At 65.1% G+C, this 18,787-nt stretch carries 17 protein-coding genes; 1 reads left to right on the forward strand and 16 read right to left on the reverse strand.

The annotated features are described in order from the left end of the window. Positions 1-64: 64 nt before the first annotated feature. Positions 65-2,104, reverse strand: a complete 2,040-nt coding sequence (locus CCOS865_RS15755) for an alpha-glucosidase (RefSeq protein WP_119142439.1) — start codon at positions 2,102-2,104, stop codon at positions 65-67. Next, a complete protein-coding gene (locus CCOS865_RS15760) occupies positions 2,101-3,855 on the reverse strand; it encodes a solute:sodium symporter family transporter (RefSeq protein ID WP_119142441.1) in 1,755 nt (584 codons plus the stop codon). The genes CCOS865_RS15755 and CCOS865_RS15760 overlap by 4 nt, the downstream gene beginning before the upstream one ends. Before the next feature lie 229 nt (positions 3,856-4,084). On the opposite strand from CCOS865_RS15760, the gene CCOS865_RS15765 reads away from it, so the two are divergent. Further along, positions 4,085-5,146 carry a LacI family DNA-binding transcriptional regulator gene (locus tag CCOS865_RS15765; RefSeq protein WP_119142443.1) on the forward strand — a complete coding sequence of 354 codons (1,062 nt, stop codon included), beginning with the start codon at positions 4,085-4,087 and terminating at the stop codon, positions 5,144-5,146. 17 nt (positions 5,147-5,163) lie between these two features. Here the strand turns inward: CCOS865_RS15765 and CCOS865_RS15770 are convergent, their stop codons facing one another. The 14 genes from CCOS865_RS15770 to CCOS865_RS15830 form a co-directional block, all read right to left on the reverse strand. Continuing rightward, positions 5,164-5,916, reverse strand: coding sequence for a TSUP family transporter (locus CCOS865_RS15770; RefSeq protein ID WP_119142444.1), 753 nt, complete (start codon positions 5,914-5,916; stop codon positions 5,164-5,166). 14 nt (positions 5,917-5,930) lie between these two features. Further along, on the reverse strand, positions 5,931-6,734 hold the full coding sequence (locus tag CCOS865_RS15775; protein ID WP_119142446.1) for a 2-dehydro-3,6-dideoxy-6-sulfogluconate aldolase: 804 nt from the start codon (positions 6,732-6,734) through the stop codon (positions 5,931-5,933). Between the two features lie 170 nt (positions 6,735-6,904). After that, the gene (locus tag CCOS865_RS15780) at positions 6,905-7,201 is read right to left on the reverse strand and encodes a DUF3077 domain-containing protein (RefSeq protein ID WP_119142447.1); all 297 of its coding nucleotides are present in this window, start codon (positions 7,199-7,201) and stop codon (positions 6,905-6,907) included. Positions 7,202-7,390: 189 nt separating this feature from the next. Next, positions 7,391-7,648, reverse strand: coding sequence for a hypothetical protein (locus tag CCOS865_RS15785; protein WP_119142643.1), 258 nt, complete (start codon positions 7,646-7,648; stop codon positions 7,391-7,393). Between the two features lie 376 nt (positions 7,649-8,024). After that, on the reverse strand, positions 8,025-8,456 hold the full coding sequence (locus CCOS865_RS15790) for an acyl-CoA thioesterase (RefSeq protein ID WP_119142449.1): 432 nt from the start codon (positions 8,454-8,456) through the stop codon (positions 8,025-8,027). Beyond that, a complete protein-coding gene (locus tag CCOS865_RS15795) occupies positions 8,456-9,619 on the reverse strand; it encodes an iron-containing alcohol dehydrogenase (protein WP_119142450.1) in 1,164 nt (387 codons plus the stop codon). The genes CCOS865_RS15790 and CCOS865_RS15795 overlap by 1 nt, the downstream gene beginning before the upstream one ends. 251 nt (positions 9,620-9,870) lie before the next feature. Beyond that, complete coding sequence (locus CCOS865_RS15800; protein WP_119142451.1) at positions 9,871-11,172, reverse strand: 3-hydroxyacyl-CoA dehydrogenase; 1,302 nt, start codon at positions 11,170-11,172, stop codon at positions 9,871-9,873. Positions 11,173-11,222: 50 nt separating this feature from the next. Beyond that, complete coding sequence (locus CCOS865_RS15805) at positions 11,223-12,746, reverse strand: 3-hydroxyacyl-CoA dehydrogenase (RefSeq protein WP_119142453.1); 1,524 nt, start codon at positions 12,744-12,746, stop codon at positions 11,223-11,225. Position 12,747: 1 nt separating this feature from the next. Further along, complete coding sequence (locus CCOS865_RS15810) at positions 12,748-13,533, reverse strand: enoyl-CoA hydratase (RefSeq protein WP_119142455.1); 786 nt, start codon at positions 13,531-13,533, stop codon at positions 12,748-12,750. Between the two features lie 34 nt (positions 13,534-13,567). Beyond that, positions 13,568-14,842 carry an MFS transporter gene (locus CCOS865_RS15815; RefSeq protein ID WP_244216127.1) on the reverse strand — a complete coding sequence of 425 codons (1,275 nt, stop codon included), beginning with the start codon at positions 14,840-14,842 and terminating at the stop codon, positions 13,568-13,570. 117 nt (positions 14,843-14,959) lie between these two features. Then, positions 14,960-16,030 (reverse strand): LLM class flavin-dependent oxidoreductase, encoded by a 1,071-nt coding sequence (locus CCOS865_RS15820; protein ID WP_119142459.1) that lies wholly within the window; start codon positions 16,028-16,030, stop codon positions 14,960-14,962. A gap of 228 nt (positions 16,031-16,258) precedes the next feature. Continuing rightward, a complete protein-coding gene (locus CCOS865_RS15825; protein WP_208644544.1) occupies positions 16,259-17,047 on the reverse strand; it encodes an enoyl-CoA hydratase-related protein in 789 nt (262 codons plus the stop codon). Further along, on the reverse strand, positions 17,044-17,340 hold the full coding sequence (locus CCOS865_RS28315; protein WP_208644540.1) for an enoyl-CoA hydratase: 297 nt from the start codon (positions 17,338-17,340) through the stop codon (positions 17,044-17,046). The genes CCOS865_RS15825 and CCOS865_RS28315 overlap by 4 nt, the downstream gene beginning before the upstream one ends. Beyond that, positions 17,340-18,764 carry an SDR family oxidoreductase gene (locus CCOS865_RS15830; RefSeq protein ID WP_119142461.1) on the reverse strand — a complete coding sequence of 475 codons (1,425 nt, stop codon included), beginning with the start codon at positions 18,762-18,764 and terminating at the stop codon, positions 17,340-17,342. Before CCOS865_RS15830 ends, CCOS865_RS28315 begins: the two co-directional genes overlap by 1 nt. Positions 18,765-18,787: the final 23 nt, after the last annotated feature.

Below are 18,787 nucleotides of genomic sequence, written 5' to 3' on the forward strand. Positions count from 1 at the left end.
GCAGTGGGCCGCTGCGCCTGCCGGGGCAGGCGCACGATGGGACGATAGTTGTGGGGCGTGCGGGTCAGCGCACGGTCAGGCGCTCGAACAGGTCTTGCCAGCGGCTGCCGACCCGGCTGAACACCGGCGGTTGCCCCAGTGGCGCGGCGACCTCGACGCGCTGGCCGCCCTCGAAGCGTTCGCCACTCCACCAGTGCTGCCAGGTTTCACCGGCCGGCAGGTAGGCGCTCCAGCGCGCTGCGCCCTCGGCATGCACCGGCGCCACCAGCAGGTCGCGGCCATACAGGTACTGGTCCTGGATGGCGTAGCAGCCAGGGTCCTGCTCGTGGTGCAGGAACAGCGGGCGCTGCAGCGGCAGGCCGCTGGCCTGGGCTTCATCGATCAGGCTTTCGACGTACGGGCGCAGGCCGGCAAACAGCTGGGTCATGCGGGCGAAGTGGGCCAGGGTCGCCGGGTCTTGCCAAAACTGCAGGTTCTGGTCCGGGCGGTTGCCTTCGTGGGTGCGCATCACCGGGGTGAACGCGGCCATTTCTGCCCAGCGCTGGAACAGCTCGGCCGTGCGGCAATTGCCGTAGAGGCTGGTGTAACCGCCGATATCGCTGTGGTGGTAGGCATTGCCCAGCAACCCGGACGACAGCGCGCCACAGATCACCGTCTGCAGGCCGTCGTGGCGGCTGAAGTCGACCGACTGGTCGCCCGCCCAGAGCAATGGGCAATGCGCCTGCACACCGCTGTAGCCGGCGCGCATGAAGAACAGCGCGTCGCCGCTGCGCCCAGCCGTGGCGATGGCGCGGGCGTTGACCTCGGCCCAGCGTACCGGCCAGGCGTTGTGCTCGAGCATCGGGTCGGCGTCGCCCGCCAACTTGACGTCGATCGGCAGGTATTCGCCAAAGTCCGCCATCCAGCCCGACAGCCCCTTGTCTAGCATCTCCTGGCCGATGATGCGCGTCTCGAACCAGTGCGCCGCCGCCGGCAAGGTGAAGTCGACCACGCCACACAGGAACTCGCCGAAGTCCACCAGGTAGGTGCCACCCTCGGCGGCCGTGGCCAGGTACCCCGCCGCCTCGGCTTCGGCGAACAGCGGCCCGTCGTTGCACAGGTAAGGGTTCACGTAGCCGAGGAAACGCAAGCCACGCTCATGCAGGCTGGCGACCCAGGCCTGGTGGTCGGGGTAGCGTTCGGCGTTCCACTGCCAGTCCCAGAACAGGCGCTTGCCGAACGAGGTGATGCGCAGCCCTTCCCAGTCCTCGCACCACAACGCACTGACCTTGGTGCCCTGCTCCAGGGCGGTCTGCAGGTGCTGCTCGGCATGCTCGCGGCCATTTTTCAAACCGAGGATCGCGCCATCCAGCACCCAGCTTGGCAAGCGTGGCTGGCGGCCGAAGTAACGGCTGAGCAGGCCGACCAGGTCGATGTAGCTGTCGGCGACGAAAAACTCCAGCGCCTCGGGGATCGCCCACACCTGCAACTCGTGGAAGTCGGCCTGGCGGAAGTCGAAATCGGCGTAGGCGGTGGTCACCAGGTGGGCAGCGTAGCGGCGCGACGAGATGAAGGTCGGCTGCGGGTAGTTGGTGTGGTAGTAGTCGCCACCGGCATTGGCTTCGTTGTCGGCTTGCAAGGTCAACCAGGTGGACTTGTCGCGCCCCACGCCGGGCTCGGAGGTCCACAGCGGGAAGTTGCGCCCGCGCAGGTTGAAATACGACATCTGCTCGCCGCAGCCCCAGACCTGCTCGTCGGCCTGCGCCGGCAGGCGCAGCCACAGGCGGTTGCAGCCCGGCTGCGGCGCCTGCATCAGCAGGCGTACGCGCTCACCCTGGCAGTCCAGGCGCAGGGTCAGCAGCACCGGGCCCTCGGCCCAGGCGCGCAACTCGATCAGCCCGTCCTGCTCGTGCAGGCGGGCATGGCGCAAGGCAACACGCTCCTGGACATAGTCGCGAATGCGGAAGTTGCCGCGCTGCATTTCGATGTCGGCCTCGCCGTAGCCGGCGAACACCGCCGGCTGCTCGGGGCTGTGGCACCACAGCAGCCGCCCGGCCACTTCCAGGCGCACCTGTTCACCTGCCTGACGCAGGCAGACAGTGTCGTTGATCGATACGGCATTCATCGTGGGTTGGTCTCGTAGTCAGGCAGAGGGTGGGCGGCAGTCAGGCAACGGTAGCGACGACGGCACAGGGCGATGCCGGCAAAGGCCAGCAGCCAGGTCAGCGCCAGCAATGGCAGGTACAGCCCCGACGGCCCACCGACACGGGCGACGCCCAGGGGCGAGAACGTCAGGTAGATGGACACCAGCGCCGCGAACAGCATCACGCTGAAGCTGCCGGCGTGACGCCAGGGGGTGAGGTCCACGGTCTTCGCCGGGGTGGGCGAAACGTAAGGTGTGGCACGGTCGAAGTGCTTGCGCAGCAGCACCAGCAGGGCCATCTCGACGGCGAACATGATGCCCATGACATGGATGAAACTGATGCCCAGGCGCACGTCGATCTTCAGCCCCAGCACCAGCACCGCGTAGCACAGGGCATGCAGGCCGAGCACCAGCTTGGCGGGCGTTGCACCGCCACGAGCACTGAAGAAGCCGAACAGCATGATGGCGATGATCGGCATGTTGAAGAAGCCGGTGAAGCGCCGCAGTACCGCATAGATGCCTTCGGGGGTGTACATCAGCATCGGCGCGACCACCAGCGACACCAGCGCCGCGATCACGCTGATGCGCTTGCCGAAGCGCACCAGCGCTTCATCCGAGGCCATCGGCCGGATCGTCTTGTAGAAGTCGTAGGTGAGCAGGGTCGCGGTGCCGTTGATGATCGCGTTGAAGTGGCTCATCACCGTGCCGAAGATCACCGCCACGAAGAAGCCCTTCATCCACCACGGCATCAGCGCCGCCACCAGAGCCGGGTAAGCCAGGTCGGAGTTGGCCAGAGGCTGGTCGCGGAACAGGTGCCAGGCGATCACACCGGGCATCAGCATGGCGAGCGGCACCAGCAGCTTGAGGCAGCCCGACAGCAGCACGCCCTTCTGGCCCTCGGCCAGGTTACGCGCGGCCATGCTCTTCTGCACGATCGCCTGGTTGGTGCACCAGTAGAACAGGTTGGCGAAGATCATCCCGGTGAACACGGCGCCAAACGGCACTTTGTCCTCACTGCCGCCGATCGCGTTGAGCTTTTGCGGGTTGTCGTTCAACAAGGTCTGCGCCCCCGACAACACATCACCCTGGCCCAAGGTCCACAGGCCGATGATCGGAATCAGGATGACCACCACCAGCAGGCCGATACCGTTGATGGTGTCCGACACGGCCACCGCCCTCAGCCCGCCCAGTACCGCGTAGGCGGCACCGATCACGCCGGTGGCGACGATCAGCAGGCTGATGGTGGCGACGTAGGACCAGCCAAGGATGCCTTGCAGGTCGAAGATCTGGTTGAAGGTGATCGCCCCCAGGTACAGCGAGGCCGGGTTGAGCACCAAGGTATAGGTGGCGACCATCAGCGCGCTGACCACGCGGCGGGTGGTGCGGTCGTAACGCTTTTCGATGAACTCCGGCAGGGTCGAAAAGCCGCCACGCAGGTAGCGCGGCAGGAAGAACAGCGCCAGGGCGATGGTCGAGACCGCCGCGGTCGCCTCCCAGGCCATGGAGCTCAGGTTGTGGGCGTACGAGTCACCATTGAGGCCGACCAGTTGGTCGATGGACAGGTTGGTCAGCATCATCGAACCGGCAATGAACCAGCCGTTGAGGCCCCCGCTCGCCATGAAATAACCATGGGCGCCGACGTCCTTTGCCTGGCGGGTGAACCGATAGGAAATCACCGCCACCAGGCCGGTGAAAAACAGCATGCTGAGGAAGGTAAACAGGGATGTGCTCATTTTTATATTTGTTCTCCAACGCGGGTTGGGCAGCGTTGCATTGGCAAAATCGCAGCGCTGCAAAATTACCAGATGAGCTTATCGCAGGCAAAATCGTAGCGCTACGATTTTTTTTCCAGATCGCGCATGGATTTTCGTATTCGAACATGCCGGGCCGAGACAGGGCGCTTTTGCCGTTGACTTGCCATCGCCGTGCTTCCATTCTTTTGCCTCTGAAAATGAGGTGGTGATGAGCGACAGATCAGACAGCGAAACCAGCAACGGCACGGCGCGACGCGGTCGGGTCAGCCGGGTGACCATGGACATGGTCGCCGAGCAGGCCAAGGTTTCCCCCAGCACGGTATCGTTGTTCCTGCGCGACCCTGACGCGGTGTCCAGCAAGCGTGCCGAACGCATCCGTCAGGCCATCGCCGACACCGGCTACACCATCAATCGCCTCGCCGGTGCGCTGGCAGGCAGCCACAGCCGGGCCGTGGCGGTGATCGTGCCGTCGATGATCAACGCGTTCTTTTCCGAGACCCTGCAGGCCATGCAGGAAGTGTTTGAAACCCGCGGCTACCAGTTGCTGATCAGCAACAGCGACTATGACCCCCAGCGCGAGCTGGAGCTGCTGCGCGCCCACCTGTCGTGGTCACCGGCCGCACTGGTGGTGACAGGCAGTGACCACGCCGCCGCCCGCCCGCTGCTCGAAGCCACCGGCATCCCCGTGGCGCAGATGTGGGAGCTGGGCAACGACCCCTTCCACCTGCAAGTCGGCTTCTATCACGAAGCCGCTGGCGCGGCGCTGGCCGAGCACCTGCATGCCCAGGGGCTGGAGCACTACCTCTATGTGGGCACGCGCATGCACCTGGACCACCGCGCGCGCAAGCGCGCCGAAGGGTTCAGCGCCTGGCTGGCCGAAAAGGGCCAGGCCGCGCAGGTGATCGCACTCGAGCAAAATACCTCGCAGGCAGAGCTCAGCGAGGTGTTCGAGCAGATAGCCCGCAACGGCAGCGGCCCTCAGGGCCTGTGCTGCTCGAACGACGTGCTGGCCATTGCGGCGCTGTTCGAGGCCCAGCGGCGCGGCATCGCCGTACCCGAGCAACTGGCGATCACCGGCTTCGGCGACCTGCCGCTGAGCAAACTCAGTGCCCCGCGCCTGACCACCGTACGCCCCTTCCCTGCCGAGATCGGCCGGACGGTGGCAACCCGCCTGCTGAGCTGGATCGAAGCCGGGACGCTGCCAGATCAACCCGAAGTGGTCGACCTGGGCTTCGAGCTGGTGGTGCGCGAAAGCAGCGTGCGCGGCTGAAGGCCGAGCTGATCACCTCACCCGGCGATCAGCACCTTGCCGATCAGGCTCGCCCCCGCCAACAGCAGCAAGCCGAACACTGCCAGGCGCAACACCCGTGCAGAAAGCTTCAGCGGGTGTCGGCGCATCCACCAGGTAAGGATGAACACCACCGGCAGCGCCTCCAGCGCGAGGTACGCCGCCTGCAGCTCGAAGCGATGGGTGATGACCACCACGCTCAGGCGCATCAGCGCGTTTGCCGCGAACACCACGATCAGCGTGTCGCGGATGACCTGCACCGCCAGCGGCTGACGGTACAGCTGGTAGACCAAGGGCGGCCCGGCACTGGAAAACAGCCCGCCCATCACCCCGGAAACACTGGCGAAACAGGCAAAGCTGAAAGTGCCGGAAACCCGCTCGCGGCGCTGCGATTGCAGCACCAGCATGAAGCTGCAGAGGACGATGGTCACCCCAAGCACCACCTGCAGCATCGCCCGCTCATGGGTGCCCAGCAGCGCCAGCAGGTGCACGCCCCCCACTACACCGGCAAGGCTGCAGGCCAGCACCACCCAACCCAGCCCGCGCGGCAGGCCGGGCCATGTGCGCACCATGATCAGCGCGTTGGTGAGCGTCAGTATCGAGCTCACATTGGCCACGGTCTCCATCGGCGCCAGGCCCAACATACCGGTCAGGCCGAGTAACAACAGGCCGAACGCAAACCCCGTGGCGTTCTGCGCAAAGGTCGCCAGCGCAACACAGAGCACAAACCCGACATGCTGCCAAAGCTCCATCAGCGTGCGTCTCGTCAGTAGGCGGTGGCCACGGCCTCGGGTGCCTGGCGGCCCTTCAGCGCGACCAGCAGCTCATTGGCCTTGCTCATCATCATGGCCATGTCCGAGGCCACGGCGGCAAACGCGTAGCCCTGCTCCAGGTAGCTGCTGACCAGCTCCGGCGAGCCGCCGACGATGCCGATGGGCATGCCAATGGCTTTGCAGCGCACGATCGCATCGCTGATCATCGCCTGGATCTCGGGGTGCGCCGGGTTGCCGATGTGCCCGCAGACGCTGCTGAGGTCGCCTGGGCCGAGGAACAGCGCATCGACACCCGGTACCGCGGCGATCTCTTCGAGGTTGGCCAACGCCGTGGCCGTTTCGATCTGCAGGATGCAGGTGACCGCGTCGTTGGCCTGCTCGCCGTAGCCTTTCCAGGTGCCATAGCGGCTGGCCCGGTGCACGGCGGCGAAACCACGGGTGCCCAACGGCGGGTAGCGCACCGCACTCACGGCTGCCCGCGCCTGCTCGGCGTTTTCCACGAACGGCACCATGACGGTGGTCGAGCCCAGGTCCAGCGCCCGCTTGAGCAGCACCGGGTCATTGGCGGCCACGCGCACGATGGGTTGCGCACCCGTGCACTGGATGGCCTGGAGGATGTGCCACAGGTCGCGGAACTCGATCGGCACATGCTCCATGTCTACCAGCAGCCAGTCGAACCCGGCGTAGCCCAGCGCTTCGGCGGTACTGGCCGATGCCGACATCAGCCAGGTACCCAAGGGTGCGGGCTGCGTTTGTAAGCGGTTGGCGAAAGGGATTTGCGTGTGAGGGGTGGACATGGCGACCTCCTGAGGGTTGATCGACCGTAGGCTGCGAGACTAAATCGTAGCGCTGCGATTTGTTTTCAGGAGGGTAATGGATTCGTAATCGTAGCGCTACGATTTTCTGGTCGGTTGCGTTGGTTTCAGTCTTTGATGCGCCAATCCTGTTGCAGGATTGGCGCGCGCGGTTAGACAGGCTCGGTTTTCTCCTGCATGCCCATGTGCGCATCATCGATCACCGCCTTGGCCATTTCGCTGAGGAAGTGGGAGGCCCATACCAGCACGGGTTCATCATCCATGACGCCGATGAAGGATGCCCGGCGGGCGCTATCGAGCAGCACCGAGGCTTGCTCCAAGGCGTGGTCGCAGCAGTTTCCGGGTTCGACCTTGAACAGTTGCTTGCCCTCCACGACGCCGTCCAGGAAAGTCGCCAAACCGACGGTCCAGCCCAACTTGCCGATGCCTTCTGGTAGTTCCTTGTCCATGTGCAATCCTCTTTCTTTGCCGTGGCAGTGCCGGCCTCTTCGCGGGTAAACCCGCTCCCACAGGGTGGACCGAGCCGCCCTTGCGGACTGCTCAAATCCCTGTGGGAGCGGGTTTACCCGCGAAGGGCCGCACAGCGGCCCCAGGGCCAGAACTAACAGCGCCATACATTGGGAAAATGAAAAATCCATTCAATGCTGCGGATGCATCTCAGGCTGATCCCGGTGCTGTACCTGGGCCAACGCATATTCGACCAGCGTGCGCACCGACTCCAGCTCATGCATGACCGTCAGCATCATGAGCGAGCCGGGTGACCTGGCTTGTAACAGCAGGGATTGATGCCCCACGGTCAAGGCACAGAGCACGTGCTCGTTCGCTTGGACCAGGGTGTCTTCGAGGGATTGAGGGGGAGGATTGGAATGAGGTGGATCAGGCACGATCTTGAGCATTTTTTGAAACCTCTCTTGCGTAGGATTCAACCACCACTCCACCCTTGCAATGGATGGGGTGGCGGCCACGTACGGGTCTGCAAGACCGGCGCAAAAGAGAAAACCGGCAGGCCCGAAGACCTCCCGTACGCAGCCGCCATTGAACACTATCGTCAGCATTACGCTGGCGAATTGGCGGTGGATCAATTTCGCTATCAGGCTTGCAGGCCCGGCCACTGATTTCGCAGCGACTGGGCGAGACTAGGAGCCTGAAAAGACCACCGCAATGGCGTAAAGGATGATTCGGAAATGGACTACAGGGAACAGGGAAAATCTGATTCTTTCCTGTAGGGACGGCTCACGTTTCCACGTATTTTCAGCCCGCGAAGCGCCGATATCATCCCTCGAGCAGCCGACCCAACACCCCACGCAGCTCATCAGGCACCGGCACCGACCGCCGCTCACGGGCATCGACGAACACATGCACGAAATGCCCCGTCGCCGCCGCCCGCTCCTCCCCCGCCACGAACACCGCCAATTGATAGCGGACCGAGCTGCGACCGATCGCTTCAACCACCAGCCCCACCTCGATAGCCTGGGGAAACGCGACCGGGGCGTAGTATTCGCAGTTCGAACTCACCACCAGCCCGATCACCGCGCCGGCGTGGATGTCCAGCCCGCCCTGCTCGATCAGCAGGCGGTTGACGGCGCTGTCGAAGAAGCCGTAATAGACGACGTTGTTCACATGCCCGTAGACATCGTTGTCGTGCCAACGGGTGGTGATCGGGGTGAAATGCCGGTAGCGGCTGCGCGCCCTGACGTCAGTCATCACCAGGCCGCCTCATAGATACGCAAGGCATCGTCCACGCTGACTTCTCGCGGGTTGTTGACCAGCAGCCGCTGTTGCTGCATCGCATCCTCGGCCAGTTGCCGCAGGCAGCCCTCGGGGATGTCGAGGTCGCGCAGGCGGCTCGGCAACCCGCAACGAGGGCCGAGTTGCGCGAGCTCGGTCACGAACTGCTCCGCCTGGCTGCGCTGATCGCCAGGCTGCAAGCGCGCCCCCAGCAGCAGCGGGGCCAGTTCGGCGTAATCGGCCTGCGCCTGCGGCAGGTTGAAGCGCGCCACGTGCGGCAGCACCAGCGCGTTCGACAGCCCGTGGGGAATATGAAAATGCCCACCCAGTGGATAGGCCAGCGCGTGCACCGCGGCCACCGGCGCGTTGGCGAAGGCCTGCCCCGCCAGGCAGGCGCCCAGCAACATGCCTTGGCGGGCTTGCAGGTTGCTGCCGTCATGCACAGCGTGCTCGAGGTTTTCCGTCAGCAGGCGCAACGCCTCGCGCGCCAGCATGCTGGACAGCGGGTTGCGCCGCAGCTTGCTGGTGTAGGCTTCGATCGCATGCACCATGGCGTCGATGCCGGTCGCCGCGGTCACCGCAGGCGGCAGGCCGAGGGTACAGGCCGCGTCGAGCACGGCCAGGTCAGGCAGCAGCACGGGCGAGACGATGCCGGTCTTGCTGGCCTTGCCGACGGTGACGATGGCAATCGGCGTGACCTCCGAACCGGTGCCGGCCGTGGTCGGCACCTGGATCAAGGGCAAGCGAAGGCTGTTGACCTGGTCGACGCCGTAGAGCTCACTGATCGACTGCTGGCACTGCGGATGCGCCAGCACCGCGACCAGCTTGGCCACGTCCATCGAGCTTCCGCCGCCGAACCCGACGATCAGCTCGGCCTGCGCGTCCCTCGCGTGCGCGGCCGCCGCCAGCACACAGTCTTGGCTCGGGTCGGCAGTGACCTCCTTGAATACCGACACCTGCACCTGAGCGACAGGGAACCCCAACAGCAATTCGGCAAACAGCGGCAGGGCTGCAACGCCAGGGTCGGTGACCATCAACACCCGGCGTGCGCCCCGCTCCAGGCAAAGCGTGGCAAGGCGCCGGGCAGCACCGACCTCGCTGATGAGCTGCGCGGTGGTGATAAAGCTGAAGGGCTGCATGGCAATGACTCCTTGTCTCTCGTGGGTACGCTGTATGTCGTTAACCCTCGCAAGGGCTTCGCATGTTTCCTGAATTGATACCTGGCTTTGGCTCGCTGGGGCCGCTGCGCGCCCCTTTCGCGACACAAGGCCGCTCCCACTTGGACGGCGAAATCGGGGCAACACGCCATCCTGTGGGAGCGGCCTTGTGTCGCGAAAGGGCTGCGCAGCGGCCCCGGCGAGCTCACGCCAAGCGCAATTTCAGAACACCTTCAAAGAGCCCGGGAGGTGTCACCGACGCTGCCCCGACTTTCACCCTCAGCCGCCCAGCGCTGGATCAGCGGTGCTGGCCGCCAGTGCTCGCCGAACCGCTCACGCAGGCGCTCCAGGCTGGCCAGGATCTGCGCAGCGCCCTGCCCCTGCGCCCAGGTCATCGGCCCGCCCACCTGCGCGGGGAAGCCGTAACCGTTGAGCCACACCTGATCAATGTCTGCGCCATTGGCAGCGATTCCTTCCTCGAGGATCTTTGCCCCTTCGTTGACCAGCGCCAGCAGGCAGCGCTCGAGGATTTCATCCGTGCCGATGCGGCGCCGACGGTAGCCGAGGTCCTGCGATACCTGACGGACCAGTGCATCGACCTGCGGGTCGTGCTCGCCGCGGCGGCTGCCCGGGGCGTAAGTGTAGTAGCCCGCAGCACGTTTCTGCCCAAGCCGCCCGCGCTCACAGAGCGCGTTGTCGACCTGCACCAAGGGTGATTCATTGCCCTTGCCCGCCAGCGTGCGGGCGCGCCACTCCAGGTCGATGCCCACCACGTCGTACATGCGGAACGGCCCCATGGCAAAGCCGAACTGCTCCAGGGCAGCATCCACCTGATGCGGCAACGCGCCTTCGAGGAGCATCTTGCGCGCTTCGGCGGCGTAGCCGGCGAGCATGCGGTTGCCGATAAAGCCTGGGCAGTTGCCCGCCACCACCGCGACCTTGCCCAGGCGTTGGCCGAGCGCCTGCGCGGCGTCGATGACGGCCGCGAGGGTGTGCTCGCCGCGCACGATCTCCAGCAGTTTCATCACATGTGCCGGGCTGAAGAAATGCAGGCCGAGCACCTGCTGCGGTCGATTCGTCACTGTGGCGATGGCATCGATATCCAGTGCCGAGGTGTTGCTGGCGAGGATCGCCCCAGGCTTGAGGTGGGCGTCGAGCAGCCGGAAGATGTCCTGCTTCAAGGCCAGGTTCTCGTAGACCGCTTCGATCACCAGGTCGGCGTCTGCCAAGGCGGCGTAACCGTCGACAGCCTGTACCCGCTGCAGGCAGGCGTGGGCCTGGGCCTGGGTGATGCGCGCCTTGGCCACCTGTTGCGACCAGAGCTGCTCGAGCATCTCCAGCCCCGCGACCAGGCTGGCACGCTCGTTGTCCAGCCACAGCACGTCCAGCCCGGCGCTTGCCAGGCTGGCGACGATGCCGCGGCCCATGGTGCCGGCACCCAGCACGGCGACCTGCTGGATTGCGAAGGGGTTGTGTTCGCCTGGCGTTGCCGTGCCCTGTCGAGCCGGCGCGGTTTCAGATCGAAGATCCAGCATCCTTGAAGTTCCTTGTCGAACGAACATGATCCTGCAAGCGTGACCCAGGCTCAGAGGCCGGCCGCGCGCTCATGGCTAAGCGAAACATCCAGCAGTGCCCGGCGTCGTAGCCAGGGGCTGGGGCGATAACGGGGGTCATGGGCGGTATCGACCATGCGCTGCAAAATCATCAGCACGCGCTTGGCGCCCAGCTGGTCGCCCCAGCTCAACGGCCCCTGCGGATAGCCCAGGCCAAGGCGCACGGCCTGATCGATGTGCGCAGGGCTGGCAACCCCTTGCTGGGCGATTTCACAGGCCAGGTTGACGATGGCCGCCATCACCCGCTGGCAGACGAACCCCAAGCTGTCTTCGATCAACGACACGCCTACACCGTCCTGGGCAAAGGCCGCCAGGGCGAACGTCAGGAGGCGCGCATCGGTCACCGGCGTGCACATCAGCGTCCGGTGTCTGTCGAGGCCCGGCAGCATGTCGATGCACAGCGTACGGCGAGGATCGGTGCCAAAGGCCAACGCCGCGCCGGTGGCATCCCGGCCATACGGCGCCAGCAGGCACAGCGAGCCCGCCGCGGGTGTCGCGGCGCGGTCCAGTTGCAGCCCCAGCGCCTGCAACCAGGCCACCAGCAAGGCAAGGTCGGCCGGGTCATCGGCGCCGACCCACACGGCCGGTCGATCGCCCGGTTCGGCCAGGGTCACGGGCGCTTCGGCGCTGGCCTCGGGCCTGGGATAACGGTAGAAACCCTCGCCGCTCTTGCGCCCCAACTGGCCCGCCTCGAGCCTCTGCCGGGTGATCACCGAAGGGCGATAGCGGGGGTCGTGGTAGTACTGCTGGTAGATCGACTCCATCACCGGGTGTGAGACATCCAGGGCGGTCAGGTCGAACAGCTCGAACGGCCCCATGCGAAAGCCCATCGACTCGCGCAGGATGCAGTCGATGACCGCCACCGGCGCCACCCGCTCACCGAGCAGCGCCAGCGCTTCGGTGCCATAGGCGCGGCCGGCATGGTTGATGATGAAGCCAGGGGTATCGCGCGACCTCACCGGCTGGTGCCCGAGGCGGCTGACCAACGCCATCAGGCGCTCGCCAACTGCGGGATCGGTGTGCAGGCCGTCGATCACCTCGACCACCTTCATCAACGCCACCGGGTTGAAAAAGTGCAGGCCGGCTACTCGTGAAGGGTGCTGGCACGGCGCGGCAATCGCGGTGATCGACAACGACGAGGTGTTGCTGGCGAGGATGCACTCGGGCGCAACGATCTGCTCCAGCTCGGTGAACAGCCGCTGCTTGGCGTCGAGCTTCTCGACAATGGCCTCGATGATCAGCTGGCAATCGCCCAACTGCGCCAGTGCCTGGCCAACCTGCAGGTTGGCCAACGCCTGCTGACGCTGCTGCGGGCTCATCTTGCGCTTGTCGACCAGGGTGTCGAACACCCCCGCCAAGCGCTCGATACAGGCTTGCGCCGCACCGCCAACCGCGTCATAGAGCATTACGCTCAGCCCCGCCTGGGCGCAGACCTGGGCAATACCGGCGCCCATCGCGCCGGCACCGATGATGCCGACCCTGTGGATCTCAGCCATCTCACTCCCCCCTGAATTGCGCACGGCGCTTGTCGAGGAAGGCCTGGGCCCCCTCCTTCTGGTCCGCCGAGTCGAACAGCAGCTGGAACGCCTTGCGCTCCAGTGCCAGCGCGCCGTCGAGTGGCATCTCGGCGCCGAGCAGCGCCACTTCCTTGATCTGTTCGACCGCCAGGCGCGGCAGCGCGGCAAGTTCGGCGCCGAAGGCCAGGGCCCTGGCCAGCACCTCTGGGTCGTCCACCACTTCGCTGACCATGCCCATCGCCAGCGCTTGCTCGGCCGGCACCAGGCAACCGCTGAGCAGCATGCGCATCGCCTGGAACTTGCCCACCGCGCGGATCAGCCGCTGGGTGCCACCGGCGCCGGGCATCAGCCCCAGCTTCACCTCAGGCTGGCCGAAGCGCGCCTGGCGGCCGGCGATGATGACGTCGCAATGCATCGCCAGTTCGCAACCACCGCCCAGGGCAAAACCATTGACGGCAGCGATCACCGGCTTGGGGCACTGGCTGATGGCCTGCCACAAGCGCTCGGCGTGCCGCTCGTACATCTGCACCGGCGTCGCCTCGGCAAACTCACGCACATCGGCACCCGCAACAAAACACTCCGGGCCGCCGGTGAGCACCACCGCCCTCACCGCCGGGTCCACCGCCAACTCACGAAAAACCCGCGCCAGCGCCTCGCGCACCCGGCCATTGAGGGCGTTCTTGGCCTCGGGGCGGTTGATCCTGACCAACGCCACGCGGTCGTCCTGAACCGTGACCGTGACCACTTCTGCAAGCACATTCGACATGTCGCACATCCCGCTTCAGCAAAATGAAAAGTCTTCAGAGCGCCTCGCTCGGCACCGACACCGCCGGCCCGCGCCGGGATTCACGCAGCAGGAAGAACACCACCACGGCCCCGGTCAGAGAAACGCAACCCGCCATCAGGAAGGCGCTGTCGAACTTGCCGGTGGACTGCACGATGTAGCCGGTGACGACTGGCCCGATCATCCCTGCGGTACTGCCGCACAGGTGCAGGAAGCCGGTCACCGCACCGACGTTGTTCTTGTCGACGTTGTCCAGCACCACCGCCCAGTAGGAGGGGCCGGCGGTGTAGAGGAGGAACAGCGACATCGACATCAAAGCGACCGCGGCGGTCAGTGTGGTGACGGTGCCCGAGAGGCCCACGCACATCGCCGAGCACCCCAGGAAGGTCACCAGGATCAGCTTGCGCGCCAGCACCGCGCTGCCGGTCTTGCGCAGCACGAAGTCCGATAGCACGCCGCCCAGCGACATGCCAACAAACCCCACCAGCCATGGAATGACCGTGGCGAAGGCCATGCTCTTGATATCCAGGCCATGGGCCTTGGTCAGGTAGGACGGGAACCAGCTGAGGAAAAAGAACAGCGTGTAGTTGGAGGCGAAGAACGCGAACGAGGTCCCGAGGATCACCGGGTTGCGAATGTACGACCACACCGAGCGCTGCGGCGCGACCACCCCGTTGAGCGAGGCCTGCTCTTCACGCCGCCACTCGGCGATGCGGTTCTTCTCTTCTTCGGTGACGCGTTTGCTTTTTTCCGGCGCATCGGCCGCCAGGTACACCCAGCACGCCAGCCAGACAAAACCGATGGCGGCGATAATCACGAACGACAGGCGCCAGCCGAAGGCGACCGCGAGCAACCCCACGATGGGCCCGGCAATCGCCCCGCCCAACGGCGAGCCGGCGCTCAGGAAGCCCACCGCCGTGGCCACCTGGCGTTTCGGGAACCAGCTGTTGACCATCTTGTTGGCCGCCGCCGAAATCGGCCCCTCGGCCATGCCGAACAGCACCCGCAGGATCAGCATCGACCAGAAACCGGTGGCGATCGCGGTCAGGCCGCAGAAGATCGACCACAACGCCACCGCCGCACCGAGCACCCACAGTGGGCCGAAACGGTCGGCGGCAAGCCCACCCAGGAAGTTGAAGATCGCGTAGCCGAAGAAGAACGCGCCGAAGATGATGCCGAACTGCTCGGGGTTCAGGTGCAGGTCGGCTTCGACCATGGGCAGCACGATCGACAGTGCCACCCGGTCCATGTAGTTGATCATGTACAGGGTCAACAGCAGAAAAACGATCACCCATCTCAGATTTTTTATCATTATTGTTATCTCACTGTTCGATGCATCGTCGATCAGGGACAGCGGTCCGCTGCCCCTGCCACTCTAACGCCCAGCCGTGAACATCAGGTGCAGAGACTACGCAATGACGGCGCGTACCTGGGAGCCTGCCAGGGCTTTGTTGACGGCGGGAATGATCACCTCGCCCCACAGTTCGATCTGCCGCAACATGGTCTTTTCATCGAAGTCGCCCAGTTGGGTCTGCACCGCCACCTGGTCGGGCTTGAGCACTTCGATTTCTTCCAGCAACTTGTCGATGACGTAGTTGACGCTGCCGATCGGCATGTTCTTGCGCATCTGTTCGAACGACAGGTCTTTCTCAGTCGGGGTTTCCTGCATCAGGTAACCGTCGCTGCTTTGTTGACGGCGCTTCTGCAAGGCCTCCGACAGGCGCCGTTGATAACGGGCGTTGTCCAGGTAGCTGTTGATCTCGGCCGGGTTGTCGCTGGCATAGCAGCAGCGCAGCAAGGCGATGCGCGCGTCACCAACTTGCTTGCCCTCGCTGGCGGCGGCCTGTTCGATGTTGGCGCGCAGGGCTTTTACGGTGTCCAGCCCGTCATGGAACGCAGTGACGAACAGGTTGTGCCCTTCGCGGTAGGCCCGGCCCATGCTGCGTGCCGAACCTGCAGCGAGCCAGATGGGCGGGCCCGGCTGTTGTACGGTATGTACTGAAATGGCGGTTGGGGGGATCTTCAGGTGTTCGCCGTCATGCTCGAAAATCGGTTGCCGCAGGCCTTTCTGCAACACGTCCAGGTACTCGGCGAACACTGCCGGCGCGTTGTCCACGTCGATGCCAAAGCGTTCGAACTCGAACTGCTGGTAACCCGAGCCCACACCGAGTTCCAACCGCCCGTTACAGGCGATGTCGGCAAAGCCGATTTCCGACAGCAGCCGCTGCGGCTGGTACAGCGGCAACACGCAAACCGCCGTGCCCAGGCGCAGGGTGCGGGTGACACCGGACAAGGCGGCAACCATCATCAGGGGTGACGGGACCAGGCTGTAGTTATTGAAATGGTGCTCGGCAAACCAGGCGGTGTGAAAGCCGGCTTTTTCTGCGGCGATGGCCTGTTCCATGGAGTGACGTAATACCCGCTCGGAACTTTGGTGATAACCACGCTGCGCAGCGAGAATGAATGTTCCAAATTCCATGTGAAGATCCTTTTATTATTGATTTCAAGGGTTGGACGTTTTTTCAAGGTGCACGAAGCCGTCACGGGCAGTAGCAAGCGCTGCCGCGAACTCATTGGAAAAACGAACAGATATCACGCTGAAAACTTGTAGCCCTGAGTTTATGCGAGAGCACCCGGACTGTTCCAACGCTCAAACCGCAAACACCGCTAATTCATATACGTGATTAAACCGGCTGTACCGCGCCGGTCAGCGACCGACGAAACGCGGTTGCTCGCCCGCCAAAAATGCACGGACGCCGATCCGGTAGTCCTCACTCTGCCCTGCCTTGCGCTGCAGATCAGCCTCCAGAGCCAGTTGCGCGATCAAGCTGTTGCTCGGCGAGGCCAGGAAGGCCTGCTTGATCGCGGCGCACGATCCCACTGGGCGGGTTGCCAGTTGACGTGCCAGGGCATGCGCGCGGCTCATCAGGGCATCGCTTTCGAGGGTTTCCCAGATCATCCCCCAGGCCTGCGCCTGCACCGCACTGATCGGCTCGGCCAGCAGTGCCAGCGCACGCGCCCGGGCCTCACCGATCAGCCTGGGCAATAGCCAACTGCCGCCGGCATCCGGCCCCAGGCCAATGCGCGCAAACGCCTGGATGAACGTGGCGGTATTGGCCGCCAGGACGATATCGCAAGCCAGGGCGATATTGGCGCCAGCGCCGGCAGCCACCCCGTTGACCGCACACACCACCGGCTTGTCGCTTTGCCGGATCGCCAGGATGATCGGGTTGTAGTACTCGAGCAGCGAGGCGCCGAGGTCTGCCACCTGCCCTTCGACCGGCTTGCGCTCGTTCAGGTCCTGCCCGGCACAGAAGCCGCGCCCGGCCCCGGTGAGCAGGATGGCCCTGCAGTGGGGGTCGGCGATGGCGCTGTCCAGGGCTGCCTTGAGGCCTTCGAGCAGGGGCACGGTACAGGCGTTGAGCTTGTCGGGACGATTGAGGGTGATGACGGTGTAACCCGCCTGTTTATCCAGCAGGACGACCGGGGGATTCATTGCCATTGCAGGTGCACCTTGATGTCCTGGGTGTGGGGGTCGACCCAACCGTACTTCGCTGCGGCGGTGACCATGGCCGCGAAGGCTGCACGCCAGGCGAGCGTGGCATGCCCGCCGGCCGCGCGGATGACCTGCCGCTGGCTGACGAAGGCGTGGTCGTCCTGCAGGTAGCGCACGCCCTCCAGCGCGGGCTTGTGCCCGGCGGCGTAGCCATCGAACGCCAGCTTGAACGCCTTGAAATCATCCGGTTCGAGCAACTGGGGGACTGCATCGAGCTTGCAACTGAAGATCATCACGCTACCTCCGTATCATCGAAAATGGCCGCCTGTGCGGCGTTGGCAAAAGCGCTGCGGCCGCCATCCACATACAAGGTGGCGCCGGTGATGTAGGACGCCGAGGCGGACGCCAGGAACAGCGCGGCCGCAGCGATGTCGCCTGGGTACGGGGCAGCGCCGGCCAGGTTGACCACGCGCACGCCAGCCGCTGCCAGCTCTGCGGCCTGGCAGCGACCCAGCATCTCGCTGCCCTGCCAGGCGGCGGCCTGTGCCTGCCGGGCTGCGACAGTGCCGCCCGCAGGGAGCGAGCCGATGTTGAGCACTACCCCGCCCGAGACCGGCATGCAGTTCAACGCTTCGCGAATCGATAAGAAGGCTGCCGTCAGCGTGCGGTTGAGCGTGCTCATCAGGCTCTCCGGGTGATCCGCCCGAGGGGCCTCGAGCAGCGCCGCATTGATCAGCACATCGACCCGGCCGTACTGGCGCTGGATGACGGCGAATGCTTGGCGCACCGCCGCTTCGGCCTGGGGCTCGAGCACGATCACGGTGTCGCCTTGTGCACGGAAACGCGCAGCGATCACCTCGCTGGCCGCGCCACCGCCGCCGCTGACCACCACCACACGCGCCGCTGCAGACGCCTGCGGCCGATGGCGCTCGGCGTCCGGCACGCTGGCAACCGGCGGGTGCGCATCGCCAGGCTGGTTGAAGCACGCCCATCCGCCATCGACCGGCAACACGCTGCCGGTGACCTGGCGCGCCTCGGCGGAGGCGAGGAAACGAACGGCTGCGGCGATTTCATCCGGCCGCGCCAGGCGCCCCATGGGAATGCGCCGACGCACCTGCTGCAGGTCCACCTTCGCCGCCTGCTCCAGCCCTGCCACCATCGGCGTCAGTACGTAGCCAGGCGCCACCGCCGTCACGCGGATGCCGCGCTCGGCCCACTCGCAGGCCAGCGAACGGGTCATGCTGATCAACGCGGCCTTGGAGCTTGCATAGGCGTTGCGCTTGGGGTTGGCCAGCAGCCCGGCGAGGGATGCGACGTTGACCACTGCGGCGCCGCGGCCCATATGCCTGGCCGCTTCACGCGCCATCAGCGTCGGCCCGAGCGTATTGACCGCCAATGCCAGCGCGAAGCCTTCGAGCGTGGTGTCGCAGGTGGCGGCCATGCTCGGCCCGAGCGCCGCGTTGTTGACCAGCACGTCGATGCGCCCGAAGCGCGCCGCGACCTGCGCAACGGTGGCGACGATCTGAGTCTCGCTGGCCAGGTCACAGGTGAATCCCTGGTGGCCCTCGCCGAGCTGCGCCAGCAGCTCGGACAAGGCCGGGGCGTCGACATCGAGCGCGGCAATACGATAGCCATCCTCGATGAAGCCCTGGCACAACGCGCGCCCGATACCGCCAGCGGCGCCGGTGATCACGGCAACCTTTGCAGGGTTTTGCATAAGACCTCCTGTAGCGCTGCGCA

Source organism: Pseudomonas reidholzensis, from assembly GCF_900536025.1.
Classification (GTDB): domain Bacteria; phylum Pseudomonadota; class Gammaproteobacteria; order Pseudomonadales; family Pseudomonadaceae; genus Aquipseudomonas; species Aquipseudomonas reidholzensis.

Coding starts and splice junctions, on each gene's coding strand:
- CCOS865_RS15790 (WP_119142449.1), bottom strand. CDS start 8,456: ATGACTGACGTCAGGGCGCGCAGCCGCTACCGGCATTTCACCCCGATC.
- CCOS865_RS15800 (WP_119142451.1), bottom strand. CDS start 11,172: ATGCTGGATCTTCGATCTGAAACCGCGCCGGCTCGACAGGGCACGGCA.
- CCOS865_RS15760 (WP_119142441.1), bottom strand. CDS start 3,855: ATGAGCACATCCCTGTTTACCTTCCTCAGCATGCTGTTTTTCACCGGC.
- CCOS865_RS15780 (WP_119142447.1), bottom strand. CDS start 7,201: ATGGACAAGGAACTACCAGAAGGCATCGGCAAGTTGGGCTGGACCGTC.
- CCOS865_RS15795 (WP_119142450.1), bottom strand. CDS start 9,619: ATGCAGCCCTTCAGCTTTATCACCACCGCGCAGCTCATCAGCGAGGTC.
- CCOS865_RS15770 (WP_119142444.1), bottom strand. CDS start 5,916: ATGGAGCTTTGGCAGCATGTCGGGTTTGTGCTCTGTGTTGCGCTGGCG.
- CCOS865_RS15825 (WP_208644544.1), bottom strand. CDS start 17,047: ATGAATCCCCCGGTCGTCCTGCTGGATAAACAGGCGGGTTACACCGTC.
- CCOS865_RS15810 (WP_119142455.1), bottom strand. CDS start 13,533: ATGTCGAATGTGCTTGCAGAAGTGGTCACGGTCACGGTTCAGGACGAC.
- CCOS865_RS15830 (WP_119142461.1), bottom strand. CDS start 18,764: ATGCAAAACCCTGCAAAGGTTGCCGTGATCACCGGCGCCGCTGGCGGT.
- CCOS865_RS15755 (WP_119142439.1), bottom strand. CDS start 2,104: ATGAATGCCGTATCGATCAACGACACTGTCTGCCTGCGTCAGGCAGGT.
- CCOS865_RS15775 (WP_119142446.1), bottom strand. CDS start 6,734: ATGTCCACCCCTCACACGCAAATCCCTTTCGCCAACCGCTTACAAACG.
- CCOS865_RS15805 (WP_119142453.1), bottom strand. CDS start 12,746: ATGGCTGAGATCCACAGGGTCGGCATCATCGGTGCCGGCGCGATGGGC.
- CCOS865_RS15820 (WP_119142459.1), bottom strand. CDS start 16,030: ATGGAATTTGGAACATTCATTCTCGCTGCGCAGCGTGGTTATCACCAA.
- CCOS865_RS28315 (WP_208644540.1), bottom strand. CDS start 17,340: ATGATCTTCAGTTGCAAGCTCGATGCAGTCCCCCAGTTGCTCGAACCG.
- CCOS865_RS15765 (WP_119142443.1), top strand. CDS start 4,085: ATGAGCGACAGATCAGACAGCGAAACCAGCAACGGCACGGCGCGACGC.
- CCOS865_RS15785 (WP_119142643.1), bottom strand. CDS start 7,648: ATGCTCAAGATCGTGCCTGATCCACCTCATTCCAATCCTCCCCCTCAA.